This is a genomic window from Aminobacter sp. MDW-2 (genome assembly GCF_014250155.1).
GTDB classification, from domain to species: Bacteria; Pseudomonadota; Alphaproteobacteria; order Rhizobiales; family Rhizobiaceae; genus Aminobacter; species Aminobacter ciceronei.
Map to the genome: position 1 here is coordinate 4,403,081 of NZ_CP060197.1, position 15,459 is coordinate 4,418,539.

General features: G+C 64.7%; 15 protein-coding genes. 5 read left to right on the forward strand and 10 right to left on the reverse strand.

Annotation, left to right across the window (positions count from 1 at the left end; all coding sequences use genetic code 11):
- The first annotated feature begins 63 nt into the window (after positions 1-63).
- From aztD to H5P29_RS21695, 3 genes are all read left to right on the forward strand, one after another.
- Positions 64-1,254, forward strand: a complete 1,191-nt coding sequence (gene aztD / locus H5P29_RS21685) for a zinc metallochaperone AztD (protein ID WP_154385433.1) — start codon at positions 64-66, stop codon at positions 1,252-1,254.
- Positions 1,255-1,395: 141 nt separating this feature from the next.
- Positions 1,396-2,616: a zinc metallochaperone GTPase ZigA gene (zigA, locus tag H5P29_RS21690; protein ID WP_154385434.1), complete on the forward strand. Its 1,221-nt coding sequence runs from the start codon at positions 1,396-1,398 to the stop codon at positions 2,614-2,616.
- A 93-nt stretch (positions 2,617-2,709) separates the two neighbouring features.
- Positions 2,710-3,048: a TIGR01244 family sulfur transferase gene (locus tag H5P29_RS21695; RefSeq protein WP_067963282.1), complete on the forward strand. Its 339-nt coding sequence runs from the start codon at positions 2,710-2,712 to the stop codon at positions 3,046-3,048.
- A gap of 46 nt (positions 3,049-3,094) precedes the next feature.
- Here H5P29_RS21695 and H5P29_RS21700 read toward each other — a convergent pair whose 3' ends face one another.
- The 7 genes from H5P29_RS21700 to H5P29_RS21730 form a co-directional block, all read right to left on the reverse strand.
- Complete coding sequence (locus H5P29_RS21700) at positions 3,095-3,625, reverse strand: DinB family protein (protein ID WP_154385513.1); 531 nt, start codon at positions 3,623-3,625, stop codon at positions 3,095-3,097.
- Between the two features lie 14 nt (positions 3,626-3,639).
- Positions 3,640-4,383 carry a fumarylacetoacetate hydrolase family protein gene (locus tag H5P29_RS21705; protein WP_067963287.1) on the reverse strand — a complete coding sequence of 248 codons (744 nt, stop codon included), beginning with the start codon at positions 4,381-4,383 and terminating at the stop codon, positions 3,640-3,642.
- 14 nt (positions 4,384-4,397) lie between these two features.
- The gene (locus H5P29_RS21710; RefSeq protein WP_154385435.1) at positions 4,398-5,267 is read right to left on the reverse strand and encodes an MBL fold metallo-hydrolase; all 870 of its coding nucleotides are present in this window, start codon (positions 5,265-5,267) and stop codon (positions 4,398-4,400) included.
- 112 nt (positions 5,268-5,379) lie between these two features.
- Entirely contained in the window at positions 5,380-5,883 is a 504-nt protein-coding gene (locus tag H5P29_RS21715; RefSeq protein WP_154385436.1) for an HPP family protein, read from the reverse strand.
- A gap of 123 nt (positions 5,884-6,006) precedes the next feature.
- Positions 6,007-7,041 (reverse strand): L-threonine 3-dehydrogenase, encoded by a 1,035-nt coding sequence (gene tdh / locus H5P29_RS21720; RefSeq protein ID WP_154385437.1) that lies wholly within the window; start codon positions 7,039-7,041, stop codon positions 6,007-6,009.
- Between the two features lie 55 nt (positions 7,042-7,096).
- Complete coding sequence (locus H5P29_RS21725) at positions 7,097-8,284, reverse strand: glycine C-acetyltransferase (protein WP_154385438.1); 1,188 nt, start codon at positions 8,282-8,284, stop codon at positions 7,097-7,099.
- Between the two features lie 176 nt (positions 8,285-8,460).
- On the reverse strand, positions 8,461-8,940 hold the full coding sequence (locus tag H5P29_RS21730; protein WP_154385439.1) for a cupin domain-containing protein: 480 nt from the start codon (positions 8,938-8,940) through the stop codon (positions 8,461-8,463).
- A 261-nt stretch (positions 8,941-9,201) separates the two neighbouring features.
- On the opposite strand from H5P29_RS21730, the gene H5P29_RS21735 reads away from it, so the two are divergent.
- A complete protein-coding gene (locus H5P29_RS21735) occupies positions 9,202-10,317 on the forward strand; it encodes a mandelate racemase/muconate lactonizing enzyme family protein (RefSeq protein WP_185910161.1) in 1,116 nt (371 codons plus the stop codon).
- A 51-nt stretch (positions 10,318-10,368) separates the two neighbouring features.
- Here the strand turns inward: H5P29_RS21735 and H5P29_RS21740 are convergent, their stop codons facing one another.
- The gene (locus tag H5P29_RS21740) at positions 10,369-10,836 is read right to left on the reverse strand and encodes a cupin domain-containing protein (protein WP_154385441.1); all 468 of its coding nucleotides are present in this window, start codon (positions 10,834-10,836) and stop codon (positions 10,369-10,371) included.
- A gap of 269 nt (positions 10,837-11,105) precedes the next feature.
- The gene (locus H5P29_RS21745; RefSeq protein WP_154385442.1) at positions 11,106-12,308 is read right to left on the reverse strand and encodes an acyl-CoA dehydrogenase; all 1,203 of its coding nucleotides are present in this window, start codon (positions 12,306-12,308) and stop codon (positions 11,106-11,108) included.
- Between the two features lie 119 nt (positions 12,309-12,427).
- Between H5P29_RS21745 and H5P29_RS21750 the strand changes: the two genes are divergently transcribed.
- A complete protein-coding gene (locus H5P29_RS21750; protein ID WP_067966757.1) occupies positions 12,428-13,321 on the forward strand; it encodes a LysR family transcriptional regulator in 894 nt (297 codons plus the stop codon).
- On the opposite strand, the gene H5P29_RS32870 is transcribed toward H5P29_RS21750, so the two are convergent.
- A complete protein-coding gene (locus H5P29_RS32870; protein ID WP_154385443.1) occupies positions 13,311-15,356 on the reverse strand; it encodes an NADH:flavin oxidoreductase in 2,046 nt (681 codons plus the stop codon). The genes H5P29_RS21750 and H5P29_RS32870 overlap by 11 nt on opposite strands.
- Positions 15,357-15,459 lie beyond the last annotated feature (103 nt).

Consider the following 15,459-nt stretch of genomic DNA (forward strand, 5'->3'; position numbering starts at 1 on the left):
GGCGCAAAACCTCGCCTTTTCTTCTCGCACAATCTGTTATGTAATAACATTTATGAGGACATCATGAAACACCTGCTCGCCACGGCATCCGCGCTCGCCATGCTGATCGGCCTCGCCACCACCCCCGCCTCTTCAGAGGAAAAGACGGCATGGCGGCTGTTCGTCTCCGACCATGCAGCCTCAGTCGTCCATGCCCTCGACATGGAAACCGGCAAGACGATCGAAACCTTCGACGTCAAGGCGCCAACCAGCCTCTACCGCTCAGACAGCGGCCGCAGCATCTTTGCCGTGCAAGGCAAGGGCGACGTGATCTCGGTGCTGTCGAGCGGCATCGCCTTCGGCGACCATGGCGACCACGGCGACATCAAGGTCGAGGCACCCAAGCTGCTCGACGTCGCCTTCGAGGGCAAGAAGCCGTCGCATTTCGTCGATCATGACGGCGACATCGCCCTGTTCTTCGACGGCGAAGGCAAGGCGCGCGTCACCCGCGAGGCTGACATTCTGGACGGCAAGCCGGCCATCCGCGAGGTGGTGACCGACGCTCCCCACCATGGCGTCGCGATCGCCCTTGGCGACGACGTGCTGATATCGGAGCCCAACACGGACAAACCCGACGAGCTGCCGACAGGCATTCGTGTCGTCGATCGCGCCGGTGCGACCGTCGGCGATATCCATGCCTGCCCCGACCTGCATGGCGAAGCATCCTCGGGCAACCTCGTGGCCATTGCCTGCGCCGAAGGGCTTCTTATCACCTCAGGCGACGGCAAGATCGAGCTTTTGCCTTATGACAAGGCCTTGCCCGCGGGCAAATCGACGACTTTGGTCGGCGGCCGCGGCCTGCAATATTTCCTCGGCAATTATGGCCCAAGCGCTGTCGTGCTGATCGACCCGAAGTCGGAAGACGCCTTCCGGCTGATCGAGCTGCCGACGCGCCGGGTGCATTTCACCGTCGATCCGGTGCGGGCGAAATTTGCCTATGTCTTCACCGAGGACGGCCAGTTGCACCGCATCGACGTGGTCGCGGGCAAGATCGACGCCTCGCTGAAGCTGACCGAACCCTACTCCATGGACGGCCACTGGAGCGACCCGCGCCCGCGCATCGCGGTTGCCGGCAGCCGCATCGTCGTCTCCGATCCCCTCAAGAGCGTGCTGCATATCGTCGATGCTGAGAGCTTCAAGCAAGGCGACGACATCGCGCTCGAAGGCAAGCCCTTCAACCTCGTTGCCGTCGGCGGCTCCGGCGAAACGCACTGATCAGCGACTCGCACATCCGGCGGCATTCGCCGCCGGATGTTTCGCCCACGTCCCGGCCGGCGGCGTTCGCCGCCGGACTCTTCCCCAACGTCCTGGCCGGCGGCATCCGTCGCCGGCTACCCACATCGAAGGGAATGACCAATGCCCGTCCCAAACAAGCCGACACGACTGCCCGTCACAGTGCTGTCCGGTTTCCTCGGTGCAGGAAAGACCACGCTTCTCAACCACATCCTCAACAACCGCGACGGCCTTCGCGTCGCCGTCATCGTCAACGACATGAGCGAGGTCAACATCGACGCAGCGCTTGTCCGCGACGGCGGCGCCGACCTGTCGCGCACCGACGAGCAGCTGGTCGAAATGACCAATGGCTGCATCTGCTGCACCTTGCGCGACGATTTGCTCAAGGAGGTGCGCGCGCTCGCCGGGCAGAACCGCTTCGACTACCTGCTGATCGAATCGACAGGCATTTCCGAGCCCCTGCCCGTCGCCTCGACCTTCCAGTTCCGCGACGAGAACGGCCAAAGCCTGTCCGACGTCGCCCGCCTCGACACCATGGTGACTGTCGTCGACGCCGCCAACCTGCTCAAGGACTATGCGTCGTCCGACTTCCTAAGCGACCGTGGCGAACAGGCCGGCACAGGCGACGATCGTGCCTTGGTCGACCTGCTTGTCGAGCAGATCGAATTTGCCGATGTCGTCGTGCTCAACAAGGCCTCGACTGCCAGTGCCGCCGACCGCGACGCGGCGCGCAAGATCGTCGTCGCGCTCAACCCCGATGCCCGGCTGGTCGAGACCGATTTCGGCCGGGTGCCGACAGACACCGTCCTCGGCACCGGCCTGTTCGATTTCGACAAGGCCGAACAGCATCCCTTGTGGTTCAAGGAGTTGAACGGCTTTGGCGATCACGTGCCCGAAACCGAGGAATATGGCATCCGCTCCTTCGTCTATCGCGCGCGGCGGCCGTTCGACCCCGAGAAGCTGCACGCCTTCATCAACCGCCAATGGCCCGGCGTCGTCCGCGCCAAGGGCTTCTTCTGGCTCGCCACAAGGTCCGAATTCGTCGGCGAGATCAGCCAGGCCGGCGCCCTGGTGCGCACCGGCAAGCGCGGCCTGTGGTGGTCGGCAGTGCCGCGCGGGCAATGGCCCGACCATGCCGAATGGCATGAAGCGATGAAGCCCTATCTCGACCCGGTCTGGGGCGACCGCCGCCAGGAGATCGTCTTCATCGGCTGCGATCCGATGAACGAGCAGCAAATCCGCGCCGAGCTCGACCACTGTCTTGTCGACGCCTCGTCCTTCACGCCGGGCAAATGGCGCGATCTCGTCGATCCGTTCCCGTCCTGGCAGCGCCCGGCTGCCTGAACGAGGTCCAACAGCAGTTGCCCCGCGGCGCCAGCAGTGGCAAGACTGGCGCCGACGCGCCGCCAAAGCGGCCAACAAACTGTGAGGACCAAGATGGAATACCGTCAGATCACCGACGACTACTCGGTTTCAGGCCAGATCACCCCTGATGAAGTTGCCGCCATCAAGGCCGCCGGCTTCAAGAGTGTCATCTGCAACCGGCCCGACGACGAACAGCCCGGCCAGCCCTCCGCGGACAGCGTCAAGTCCGCCGTCGAAGCCGCCGGCCTTGCCTTCCGCTACATCCCGGTCATCAGCGGCGCCATGACCGGCGACAATGTTGCCGACATGGCCGAAGCGCTCGACGAGATGGACGGTCCTGTTTTCGCCTATTGCCGTTCGGGTACACGCTGCACCAATCTCTATATGGCAATCCAGCAGAGCAAGGGCTGACCGGCCAACCGGCAAGACGCGGTCACCGACACGCGTCTTGCCCGCTCTAGATCCCCAGCCGCTCGACCTCTTCTCCCCTGAAGCGCAGATCATAGTCGAGGAAGAACTCGTCGAGCTGCGGCGGCGCGACCGATGTGCCCGACAGCATCGCATGAACCTGGCCGCGGTGATGGATCTGGTGAATGAACAGATGGGCCAGGAGGTCGCCGATGCGTTCGGGGATCTGGCCGGCCTCGCCGCGATCCGACAGCACCCGCCTGTCGAGATCGGAAGCACCCAGACCGTCGCAGCAGGCGACCAGCCGCCGGTCGAAACTGGCCTGCGCCGCGGCAAGGCTTTGCGCCGTGTCGAAGGCAACGTAGCGATCGAACAGCTTCTGCCCCTCGCCGCCTTCCTCGACCATGTCGAGATAGAACAGGTCGACTTCCAATATGTGGTTCAGCGTGTCCTTAAGCGAGGGGAAAAAGCTCGTCCGTTCGGCCTCGAGCTCACCCGGCTGCAGGGCCAGCACGGCGCGGTAGATGCGGTCGTTGGACCACAGATTGTTCCGCGCCATGCGGCTGAAATGGCCTGTCATTTCCACCAGGCGGCTCAGGCCGGCTCGAACCTGCCGACCTGGCGTTCGATGGCACCGAAGATCGAGTGGCCGGCCTTGTCTTTCATCTCGACGCGCAGCGTGTCGCCGAGCGACACCGACAGCGTTTCGACAGCGCCCCTGACGATGGCCCCGGTGCCGAGCGCGCGGGTTGCGGCGGCGTCCGCAATCAGCTTGGGAAAGCTGGTCCAGACGGAGGTGACGTTGCGCGCCCCGGCAATCAGCGGCAGATGCACGGCCCCGTCCCAGCCGCCGCCCAGCTCATCAGGGGTGACCGCGACAGGCGACAGCGCCGAAGTGCCGGCCTGGCCGCCATCGAGGATGGTATCGGTGGAGAGCACGATCAGCGCCACCGCCTCCTTCGCCGCCTCTTCGGTCGCCGCCATGGCAACGTCGCCGACGATGACGGCGACCGCGGCTTCGATCCTGGCGTCGCGGATCTTGCCGGGCAGTTCGATCGGATCGCGCGGACCGGCAAAGGCATCGCCGCCGCCGAGACGCTGGTAGGCGCGCGGCAGGGGCGAATGGGCGTCATGCTCGTGGAAGCGCGACGACGGCACCGCGCCGATTTCGAGCGAGCCGGCCAAAGCCGCGAGATGCGGGGAGATGCGGCGCCAGTCGTCGAGCGCCGCCTGCAGGTTGGGTGCCAGGAACGAGGCATCGGTGTATCGCGTCAGGTCGCGCGAGACGATGACCAGTTTCCCGTCACGCGAACCGTTCTTCAGCGTCGCCAGTTTCATGCACGTCCTCCCGGTTAGGGGGCGTCTTCGCCCTTGTCAGTCACAACAAGCCCGTCGCGACCAATCGTCAAGGGACCATTCCATGTTTTCCTGACCGCTTCGACCCAATCGGCCTCGCCGATGTCGGGATCGTCAGCCGGAATGAGGTGGTTGAGCACAAGGCGGCCGACGCCGGCACGCGCCGCAATGATGCCCGCCTCGCCGGCCAGGCTGTGGCTTGCCATCAGATGTTCGCGCAGCCGCGCGCCATTGCCGGTGCGCGCCACCAGCCGCTCGACACCTTCCTCCAGCATCGCCTCATGCAGCAGGATGTCGGCGCCGCGGGCAAAGTCCGCCAAAGGCGGGAAAAAAGCAGTGTCGGCGGAAAAGACGATCGACGTGCCCTGGTGCTCGAAGCGCAGGGCAAAACACTCGGTGACGGGCGGATGGTCGACACGCAGCGCGGTGACCGACAGGGTGCCGTCGCTCAGCACCTCGCCTTCGCCAAACTCGACGACCTCGACCATCTCGCGCAGATCGGGGCGGCCTTCGTCGACGATGCGGATTTCGATGTCGAATTCAAGCGCTTGCACGAAACTCTGCCAGTATCGATTCAATCCAACCGGCCCGAAAAGCCTGACCGGCGTGGCCAGCCCCGCGGTCCAGGCGGTGTGCAGCAACGGCCCGAGCTCGAGCACATGGTCGGAATGGAGATGGGTGATGAAAACCAGGTCGAGCGCCTTGAGGCTGAGACCGGCATCGGTCACGCCGCGCGTCACGCCGAGCCCGCAATCGACGATGACGGTGCGGCCGCCGAGTTCGAGCAGCGTCGATGTCGGCCATGGCCCGCCCGGCCTGATCGCCGGCCCGCCCTTGGTGCCGAGCAGGACGAGACGGTCGCTCATGCGCCCCTGCCCGCGCGAACAGTTGCGATCTGCGACTCGGATTTCATCTGATACCTCTTTTTGCCTGCGCCCAAGCTAGAGCGGCAGCAAGCACCGAGGCAAGGTCAAAGCGTCAGTCGACGCGGCGCGGATATTGGGCGCGCGGCGGGATCCAGTGATGGACCAGCGCCAGAAGCAGCAGGCTGATGCAGCTCAACAACACGACGATGAACAAGGTGCTGCCCTGATAGGGCGTCGCCGTCGCCACCAGTGGGATGGCACCCGCCGGCGGGTGGGTGACGCGGAACATCAGCATCAGCGCGATCGAAACGCCGACGGCCACCGCCGACACTTCCCACAGGCCGGGAAAAGCCATCGCAGCGGCGACGCCGATCAGCGTGGCGATGAAATAACCGGCGAAAATATTGATCGGCTGGGCCAGTGGGCTGGCCGGCTGGCCGAACAGCAGAACCGCGGTCGCGCCCAGCGGCGCGATCAGCATCGGCAGGCCGGTGACCGAGGCAAGTCCGCCGACGGCGGCCAGGCCGACGATCGCACCCGATCCCGACTTGACGTGCGAAAGCATCTGTCCTTTCGGCTCATGCCGGGCAGTAAGGGTGCGAATGTGACGGCGCATCGTTGGTTCCAGGCCGAAGGGCCCGCTTCAATAGCAAATCAGAGCTTCGGCTGGCAACGTGGCTTTGTTCGAATTTTTCGCCCTACAGTGAAAAAACTTTCCCTGGAACCTCTACCAATCCCCCTACCAGTCCATGACGACCTTGCCGGAATTGCCGCTCCGCATGGCGTCGAACCCGGCCTGATAGTCGTCGATGCCGATGCGGTGGGTGATCAGGCCGCTGACGTCGAGCGGCCCCTGCACCAGCGCGATCATCTTATACCAGGTCTCGAACATTTCGCGGCCATAGATGCCCTTGAGATGCAGCATCTTGAAGATCACCTTGTTCCAGTCGATCTCGAAACCGGTGGGCGCAATGCCGAGAATGGCGATCTTGCCGCCATTGTTCATGGTGTCGATCATGTCGCGGAAGGCAACCGCCGAGCCCGACATTTCCAGGCCGACGTCAAAGCCCTCGGTCATGCCCTCCTCGAGCATCACGTCGCGCAGCTTCTCTTTCGAGGCGTCGACGACGTGGTGGATGCCCATCTTGCGCGCCAGCGCCAGCCGGGTCGGGTTGATGTCGGTGATGACGACCTTCCGGGCGCCGACACATTGGGCGACCAGCGCGCCCATGATGCCGATCGGCCCGGCGCCTGTCACCAGCACGTCCTCGCCGACGAGGTCGAAGGACAGCGCGGTGTGCACCGCATTGCCGAGCGGGTCGAAGATCGCGGCGATTTCGTCGGAGACGTCGTCGGGGATCGGCACGACATTGTGCTGGGGAATGGCGACATATTCGGCGAAGGAACCCGGCCGGTTGACGCCGACGCCGAGCGTGTTGCGGCAGAGATGTCCCCGCCCGGCCCGGCAGTTGCGGCAATGGCCGCAGACGATGTGGCCTTCGCCGGAAACACGCTGGCCGACCTTGTAGTCCTTCACCCCGGCGCCGAAATCGGCGACGGTGCCGACGAATTCGTGTCCCGTCACCATCGGCACCGGCACGGTCTTCTGCGCCCACTGGTCCCAATTGTAGATATGGACGTCGGTGCCGCAGATCGCCGACTTCCTGACCTTGATCAGAACGTCATTGGGGCCGATCTCCGGCACCGGCACCTCTGCCATCCAGATCCCCGGTTCAGCCTTCGCCTTTACCAGTGCGCGCATCATGTTCGACATTGTCTTGTCCTCGGAATCGCTTGATCCGGAATCGCTTTTCGCAATCCCGGCAGTGCTACCAGATCACCTCGAGTTCGCGCCCGACCTCGGCGAAGGCCGCGATCGCGCGATCGATATCGGCTGAAGAATGCGCCGCCGACATCTGCGTGCGAATGCGCGCCTGCCCCTTGGGCACCACCGGGAACGAAAAGCCGATGACATAGATGCCGCGCTTCAGCATGCGCGCCGCCATCTCCTGGGCCACCGTGGCATCTCCGAGCATGACCGGGATGATCGGGTGGTCGGCGCCGGCAAGCTTGAAGCCGAGCTTGCCCATGCCGGCGCGGAAACGCTCAGCATTGGCATAGAGTTTTTGGCGCAGGTCCGCGCCTTCGGCGATCAGCTCGAGCACCCTGATCGAGGCGCCGGCTATGGAAGGGGCAAGCGTGTTGGAGAACAGATAGGGCCGCGAGCGCTGGCGCAGCCAGTCGACGACCTCGCGTCTGCCCGAGGTGTAGCCGCCGGAGGCGCCGCCCAGCGCCTTGCCGAGCGTGCCGGTGATGATGTCGACCCTGCCCTCGACGCCGCAATGCTCCGGGGTGCCGCGCCCGTTCCTGCCGACGAAGCCGACGGCATGACTGTCGTCGACCATCACCATCGCGCCGTATCTGTCGGCGAGATCGCAGACGCCCTTGAGATTGGCGATGATGCCGTCCATCGAGAACACACCGTCGGTGGCGATCAGCTTGAAGCGGCTGCCTTCGGCCTTCTTCAGCTCCTCCTCAAGTGCTGCCATGTCGTTGTTGGCGTAGCGAAAGCGCCTGGCCTTGGACAACCTGACGCCGTCGATGATCGAGGCGTGGTTGAGGGCATCCGAGATGATCGCGTCCTCTTCGCCGAGCAACGTCTCGAACAGGCCGGCATTGGCGTCGAAGCAGGAGGAATAGAGGATGGTGTCCTCCATGCCGAGGAAGCCGGAGAGTTTTGCCTCCAGTTGCTTGTGCTCTTCCTGGGTGCCGCAGATGAAGCGCACCGAGGCCATGCCGTAGCCATAACGGTCGAGGGCTGACTTGGCGGCGTCACGCAGTTCATGGCTGTCGGCGAGGCCGAGATAGTTGTTGGCGCAGAAGTTCAGCACCTTTTCGCCGCCGACCTCGATCTCGGCACCCTGCGTCGAGGTGATGACGCGCTCGGACTTGTAGAGCCCGGCGGTTTTGAGGCCGGACAGTTCCGCCTGGAGATGGGAGAGGAAAGCATTTCTCATCGCGTCACGTCCCGTTCGTTGGCCTGATATGGCGGCAAGACCTGGCCGATACTACAGGAAATACGACCCGAGAGGTCGATCATCCCTGGCACAGGATGCGGCCAAGCCGGGCCCCTTGCAACGAGCACGTTTCACGAGAAAAGAGCCGGCCGGGACGACCGGCTCTTCAAGACGGGTCAGGACAGCGGCGCGCCGATGATGTCGATGCCGTTGCGGGCACAGGCCTCGGTGAGCGCCGTGATGGCCTCCGGCGTCGGCGCGACCTGAGGCGGCAACTCCGCCTTGTCGGTGGGCACGCCGATCTCCCGCACCAGGCGCTCGAAGTCGCCGCGCGTGGTGACGGTCAGGCAACGGGCGCCCTCGGCGGATTCGACGCGATAGCTGTGCGGAACCCCCTTCGGCGCCATCATGGTCTGGCCGGCGCGGCCGAAGAACTCCTTGCCGCCGACATTGAAGCGCATCACGCCTTCGAGGATATGGAACACCTCGTCCTCGTTGACGTGGATGTGCAGCGGCGGCGACGCGCCATAGGGCATTAGATGTTCGATGACGCTGATCGTGTCGGTGCCGGCCTCGCCTGATACCTTGATGATCGCCAGGGAGCCGGCGAACCACAACAACTCGCCGTCACTGTCCGTCTTCGTATGCATTGTCATGTCTGGTCCTTTCGAGCAGCGCGGCCTCAAAAGCCGCGGTGGCCCCGATGTAAGGGGCGGCCGTATCCGTTCGAATTCAGCAAAACCGAACGCTGTATCCGAAACCTGAAACAATTCGCGCCTTATACGAAACAAAAGAACACTTCACTGGAGAGCCCGACCTGTCAGGAAAACGACGCCGCCATGCGCCGTTTCCCTCGCCGCGGCGGCCGATTGCCCGGTCTATCCTTGGTCGAGATCATATTTCGCCGAGGGGACAACATGGCCGACGCGACCATTTCAGGCATCCGCATCTACAGGCAATGGCAGCCGTTTCGTGACGGCACCTACCGCTGCTCCGGCGGCCGAAGCGCCGAGGGCTTCGATTCGACTATCGTCGAGATCACCAGCCGCGACGGCACCAGCGGCTATGGCGAGATGGCACCGCTCGGCAGCTTCTACGATCCGGCCTTTGCCGCAGGCGCCCGCGAGGCGATGAAGGAGCTGGCGCCGCAATTGCTGGGCTGTGACGCGTCCGGCATCGAGGCGCTCAACCGGCGCATGGAGCTTCTGCTCAAGGGCCATCCTTACGCCAGATCGGCCATCGACATGGCGCTCTGGGACCTGACCGGCAAACGTTCGGGCCTGCCGCTGGCCGCCCTGTCGGGCGGTGCCGAGGGCGAACTGCTTGCGCTCTATCGCTCGATCGCCCAGCAGGCGCCCGAGGCGATGGCTGTCAGGGCGACAAAATACATCGCCGAGGGTTACCGCCGCCTGCAGGTCAAGGTCGGGCTCGACGTCAACGAGGACATCGCGAGGCTCGAAGCGGTGCGGGCAGCAGTACCCACCGACACGGTGCTGTTCTGCGACGCCAATGCCAGCTGGGGCACAGCGGAGACGCGGCGCTTCCTGATGGCGACACGAAATCTCGACTACACACTGGAGCAGCCTTGCGCGAGTTATGAGGAAAACCTCGCCATCCGCCGCGCCACCGACCGGCCGCTGGTGCTGGATGAGACCATCGACGGCGCCGACGTGCTCATCCGCGCGATATCAGACGGGCTGGTCGACGGCATCACCATCAAGCTCGCGCGCGTCGGCGGGCTCACACGCGCAAAACTTTTGCGCGACATCGCAATTGCCAAAAACCTGAAGGTCACGATCGAAGACACCGGCGGCGCCCAGATCGACACGGCCGCCTATTCGGGCCTGCTTTTGTCGACGCCCGAACATCTCAGGCAGCACACGGTCGACTTCCACAACTGGGTGACGGTCGCCAATGCAACCGGCGAATTTGCCATTTCAGGCGGCATGATGGCTGTGCCCGGCGGGCCGGGCCTTGGCCTCCACGTCGACCCCGGCCTGTTCGGCGAACCGCTGTTTGTTTGCAGCCTTTGAAGAGATGGCTGGACGGACACGCCCCCGCACCCGTCCAGCCTGATGTCGGCGCTATGGTAGCGGAGCGCCGACGACCTTGATGTTGCGTTGCACTGAGCTGTCGAAGAAACGCCTGCTTGTGTCCCGCTCGGCCCTCGACGGCAGGTCGTCCGCCTGTAGCGGCAGGCTCATCTGGCGCACCATCTGCTCGAAAGCGCCACCCTGGGTGACGATCAGGCAGGTCGCGCCGTCGGTCGATTCGATCCTGAAATCATGCGGCAGCCCCCGAGGCGCCATCACCGTCTGGCCGACACTTGCCGGGAAATCCTTGCCGTCGACAAAAAACTGCATCGTGCCTTCGAGCATGTGAATGACTTCGTCGCCGCTGAGCGTGATGTGCAGCGGCGTCGTTTCGCCCTGCGGCATGCGGCATTCGATGACGCTGATCTCGCCGGCGCTGGCCGACACACGGATGGTCATGAGGTTGTCGCCGAACCACAAGATCTGGTTGGCGTTCTCAGCCCTGGTCTTATCGCTCACAGATTAGTCTCCCCGCACCCCGGCGAAACTGCCGCCCAGGTCCGGAGTTATCGACGCGATGTAACCGTTTGAGGTTGGCAGCCGCCATTCCTGTTTCAGATCAATGAAACAATTCGCGCTCAAGTCGAAATATATTCGCGCTTCCTAAACCAGAAAGCGAAAGCCGTTTTGCCGAAAATCCGGAATCCGGCGGTCTGCGGCGCCAAGAAAGCGGCCGCGAAGCGCTTGCTTCGCGGCCGTTTTAGGCGATTTCAGCTTGCGGCTGAGGCTTAGAAGAACGCCTGCAGGCCGGTCTGGGCGCGGCCCAGGATCAGCGCATGCACGTCATGCGTGCCTTCATAGGTGTTGACCGTCTCCAGGTTCTGCGCGTGGCGCATGACGTGGTAGCCGATCTGGATGCCGTTGCCGCCATGCATGTCGCGGGCGATACGGGCGATGTCGAGCGCCTTGCCGCAATTGTTGCGCTTGACTATCGAGATCATTTCGGGGGCGAATTTGTGCTCGTCCATCAGGCGGCCGACACGCAAGGACGCCTGCAGGCCGAGCGCGATCTCGGTCTGCATATCGGCCAGCTTCTTCTGGTAGAGCTGGGTGCCGGCCAGCGGCTTGTTGAACTGCTTGCGGTCGAGGCCGTACTGGCGGGCACGGTGCCAGCAATCCTCGGCAGCGCCCAGAACGCCCCAGGAGATGCCGTAGCGGGCGCGGTTGAGGCAGCCGAACGGACCCTTGAGGCCCGAGACGTTGGGCAGCAAAGCGTCTTCGCCGACTTCGACGCCTTCCATGACGATCTCGCCTGTTATCGAGGCGCGCAGCGACAGCTTGCCGCCGATCTTCGGCGCCGACAGGCCCTTCATGCCCTTTTCGAGCACGAAACCGCGGATCTGGTTGTCATGGGCCGAGGACTTGGCCCAGACGACGAAGACGTCGGCGATCGGCGCGTTCGAGATCCACATCTTCGAACCGGAGATCCTGTAGCCATTGGCGGTCTTCTCGGCGCGGGTCTTCATGCCGCCCGGATCGGAGCCGGCGTCCGGCTCGGTCAGGCCGAAGCAGCCGATCCACTCGCCCGAGGCGAGCTTGGGCAGGTACTTCCGGCGCTGCTCCTCCGAGCCATAGGCATAGATCGGGTACATCACCAGCGACGACTGCACCGACATCATCGAGCGATAGCCGGAATCGACACGCTCGACCTCGCGCGCCACCAGACCATAGGTGACGTAGCCGGCGCCAAGGCCGCCATATTCCTCGGGAACGGTGATGCCGAGCAGGCCGGCCTCGCCCATTTCGCGGAAAATCGCCGGATCGGTCTTCTCGTCGAGATAGGCGTCCTCGATGCGCGGCGCGAGCTTGTCGGCGGCAAAGGCTGCCGCACCATCGCGCACCATGCGTTCGTCTTCGGTCAGTTGGTCTTCGATCAGGAACGGGTCGGCCCAGACAAAGCTGCCGCCGCCGGCCGGTGTGGATGCGCTCATGGTTCCTCCGGAGAGTGGGTGAATTCCCAGATATCCTAGACCGCTTCGGCACATTTCGCTAACAAGTAATCTCGCATAGTTTATGCGTAAACTCGATCAACTCGACCCAAGGCCAGGCGATGCGGCGCAGCTATGTCCCAACGATTGCAGAGCTTGAGGCGTTTCGCGCCTGCGCCAGCCTCGGCACGACAATTCGCGCCGCCGATCAGCTCGGCCTGACGCAGAGCTCGGTCAGCCGCTCGATCGGGCAGCTGGAGGACCGGCTGGGCGTGGCGCTGTTCCACCGGGTCAGGCAGCGGCTGGCCTTGTCGGATGCCGGCCGGCGCTTTGCCCGCGATGCCGAGGCCATCCTCGACAGCCTGCATGAGGCGGCGGTGCGCACCATGGCCTTTGGCGGCCAGTCCGACGTGCTCAGCATCGCCGTGCTGCCGACCCTCGCCGACCGCTGGCTGATCCCCAGGCTTGCCGGTTTCCACGCCGCCCATCCGCATGTCGCCATCGACCTTGCGGTGCGGCTGGAAACCGTCGACTTCGAAACCGAAGCTTTCGATGCCGCGATCCAGCGCGGTCCGGCCGGGGCGGGACAGGCAGGCATCGTCAGGCTGTTCGACGAGGTTCTGGTGGTGGTCGCCTCACCTGCCCTGCTCGATGGCCGCGCAGCACTCGATGACGCCGAACTCGCCGCGCTGCCGCTTTTGCAGCAGTCGACGCGGCCGACGCTGTGGCTGCAATGGTTCCAGGCCGCCGGCATCGACCCGCGCACGACCTTGCGGGGCCATCGCTTCGAGCAGTTCTCGATGGTGGTCGAGGCGGCGGTTGCCGGCCTGGGCGTGGCGCTGGTGCCTGAGGTGCTGGCCGAACGCGAACTCGGCACCGGCCGGCTGGTCATGGCCTCGCCCAACCGCATCGCCGGCGAAGCGCCCTACCGGCTCGCCTTCCGCCCCGGCAGCGAGGACCGGCCGGGCCTGCGCGAATTCGTACGCTGGCTGACGGCGGAGACCGTCAGATCCTGAGGCCGAAGCGGATGCCGTCATAGATGGCGGCGTGGATGTTGCGCGCCTGGACCGCGTCGCCGATGCGCAGCAAGAGGAAACGGCCATCCGGATTGTTGTCAGGGAAGATGTCACCGCCATGGATCAGGCTGGTGTAGTCGATGGCGCCTGAATTCTTCGACAAAGGCTTGAGCTCGAGATAGAGCTCGTCGAGCGGCAGCGTGCCATGCTCGACCACCACCTGGTCGACGCGGCGCTCCTCGCTCCAACCCTTGGCGAAATCCGAAACAAGCGTTGCCACCAGCTGGTTGCCGTCGCGCCGCACCTGCTTGAGCCGTGTGTTGATGGTGATCTTCACGCCATGGCGGTGAAACGCCTCCATATAGGGCACGTGGTTCATGCCGCCGATCTCGGGGGCAAAGAAGCGCTCCGGCGTCAGAAGCTCGAGCCTGCTGCCGGCCTTGCCGATCAGTTCGGCCGCGGTCATGCCCTGGTGGCCGCCATTGTCGTCATAAAGCAGCACGTTTTCGGCCGGCTTGACGCTGCCGGCAATGATGTCCCAGCTCGAGGTCACCAGCTCGTCACCGCCGTCGAGCGGCGGGTTCTGCGGCAGGCCGCCGGTGGCGATCACCACGGCGTCCGGATCGAGCGCCAGCACGTCGTCCAAGCCGGCCCAGATGTCGTAGCGGATCTCGACGCCGAGGCGCTCCAGCTCGGCCAGCCGCCAGTCGACGATGCCGATCAGCTCGCGCCGGCGCGGGTTCTGGGCGGCCAGCCTGATCTGGCCGCCGGCCTGGCTCGCCGCCTCCAGAACGGTCACCTTGTGGCCGCGCTCGGCAAGGACCCGTGCCGCCTCCAGCCCGGCAGCGCCGGCGCCGACCACGACGGTTCTGCGCAGCGGCCCGTCGGTGCGGGCAATGACATGTGGGATCGTCGCCTCGCGGCCGGTGGCGGCATTGTGGATGCAGAGCGCGCCGCCGCCTTCATAGATGCGGTCGAGGCAATAGGTGGCGCCGACGCAGGGCCTTATCCGGTGCTCTTCGCCGGCCATCACCTTGGCGGTGATGTGTGGGTCGGCGATGTGGGCGCGTGTCATGCCGACCATGTCGAGCTTGCCTGATGCAATGGCATGGCGGGCGGTGGCAACGTCGGCGATGCGTGCGGCGTGGAAAACCGGAAACTTCGTTGCCGCCCTGATGTCGCCGGCGAAATCGAGATGCGGCGAGGACGGCATGCCGTGGATGGGGATGACGCCGGTCAGTGCGGCATCGGTGTCGATATGGCCGCGGATGATGTTGAGGAAGTCGAATTTCCCCGACGAGGCCAGCCGCCGGGCGATCTCGACGCCCTCCTGCCTGGACAGGCCCTTGTCAAAATCCTCGTCGGCGACCATGCGGATGCCGACGAGGAAATCCGGGCCGACGGCGGCGCGCACCGCATCGATGACCCGCCAGGTGAAGCGCAGGCGGTTGTCGAGCGAACCGCCATAGACATCGTCGCGGTGGTTGGTGGCAGGCGACCAGAAGCCGTCGAGCAGATGGCCATAGGCCTCGAACTCGATGCCGTCGAGCCCCGCTGCCTGCATGCGCTGGGCGGCCGAGGCATAGTCGCCGACGATGCGGTCGAGGTCCCAGTCCTCGGCGGTCTTGGGGAAGGTGCGGTGGGCGGCCTCGCGCACCGGCGAGGCACTCAGCACCGGCAGCCAGTCGGCCTTGTTCCAGGCGGTGCGCCGGCCGAGATGGGTGAGCTGGATCATCACCTTGCAGTCATGCTCGTGGCAGGCATCCGCCAGCTCGGCCATCCAGGGCACGATGGCATCGTCATAGGCGTGCAGGTTGCCGAAGGCGGCCGGGCTGTCGCGCGAGACGATGGCCGAGCCCGCCGTCATGGTCAGCGCCATGCCGCCCCTGGCCTTCTCGGCATGGTAGAGCCGGTAGCGCTCCTTGGGCATGCCGTCCTCGGAATAGGCCGGCTCGTGGCTCGTCGACATGATGCGGTTCTTGAGCGTGAGATGCCGGAGCTGGTAGGGCTGGAGAAGCGGATCGTTGCTGGTCATTGCCTTCCCGCATTGTCAGGCGCTAATACACGCCACTTGAAAATCTGGCCCGTGCAGTCTGGCGCATGCCGCCTTTCGGGCATTGAGCCAGGCCCATTCAGAA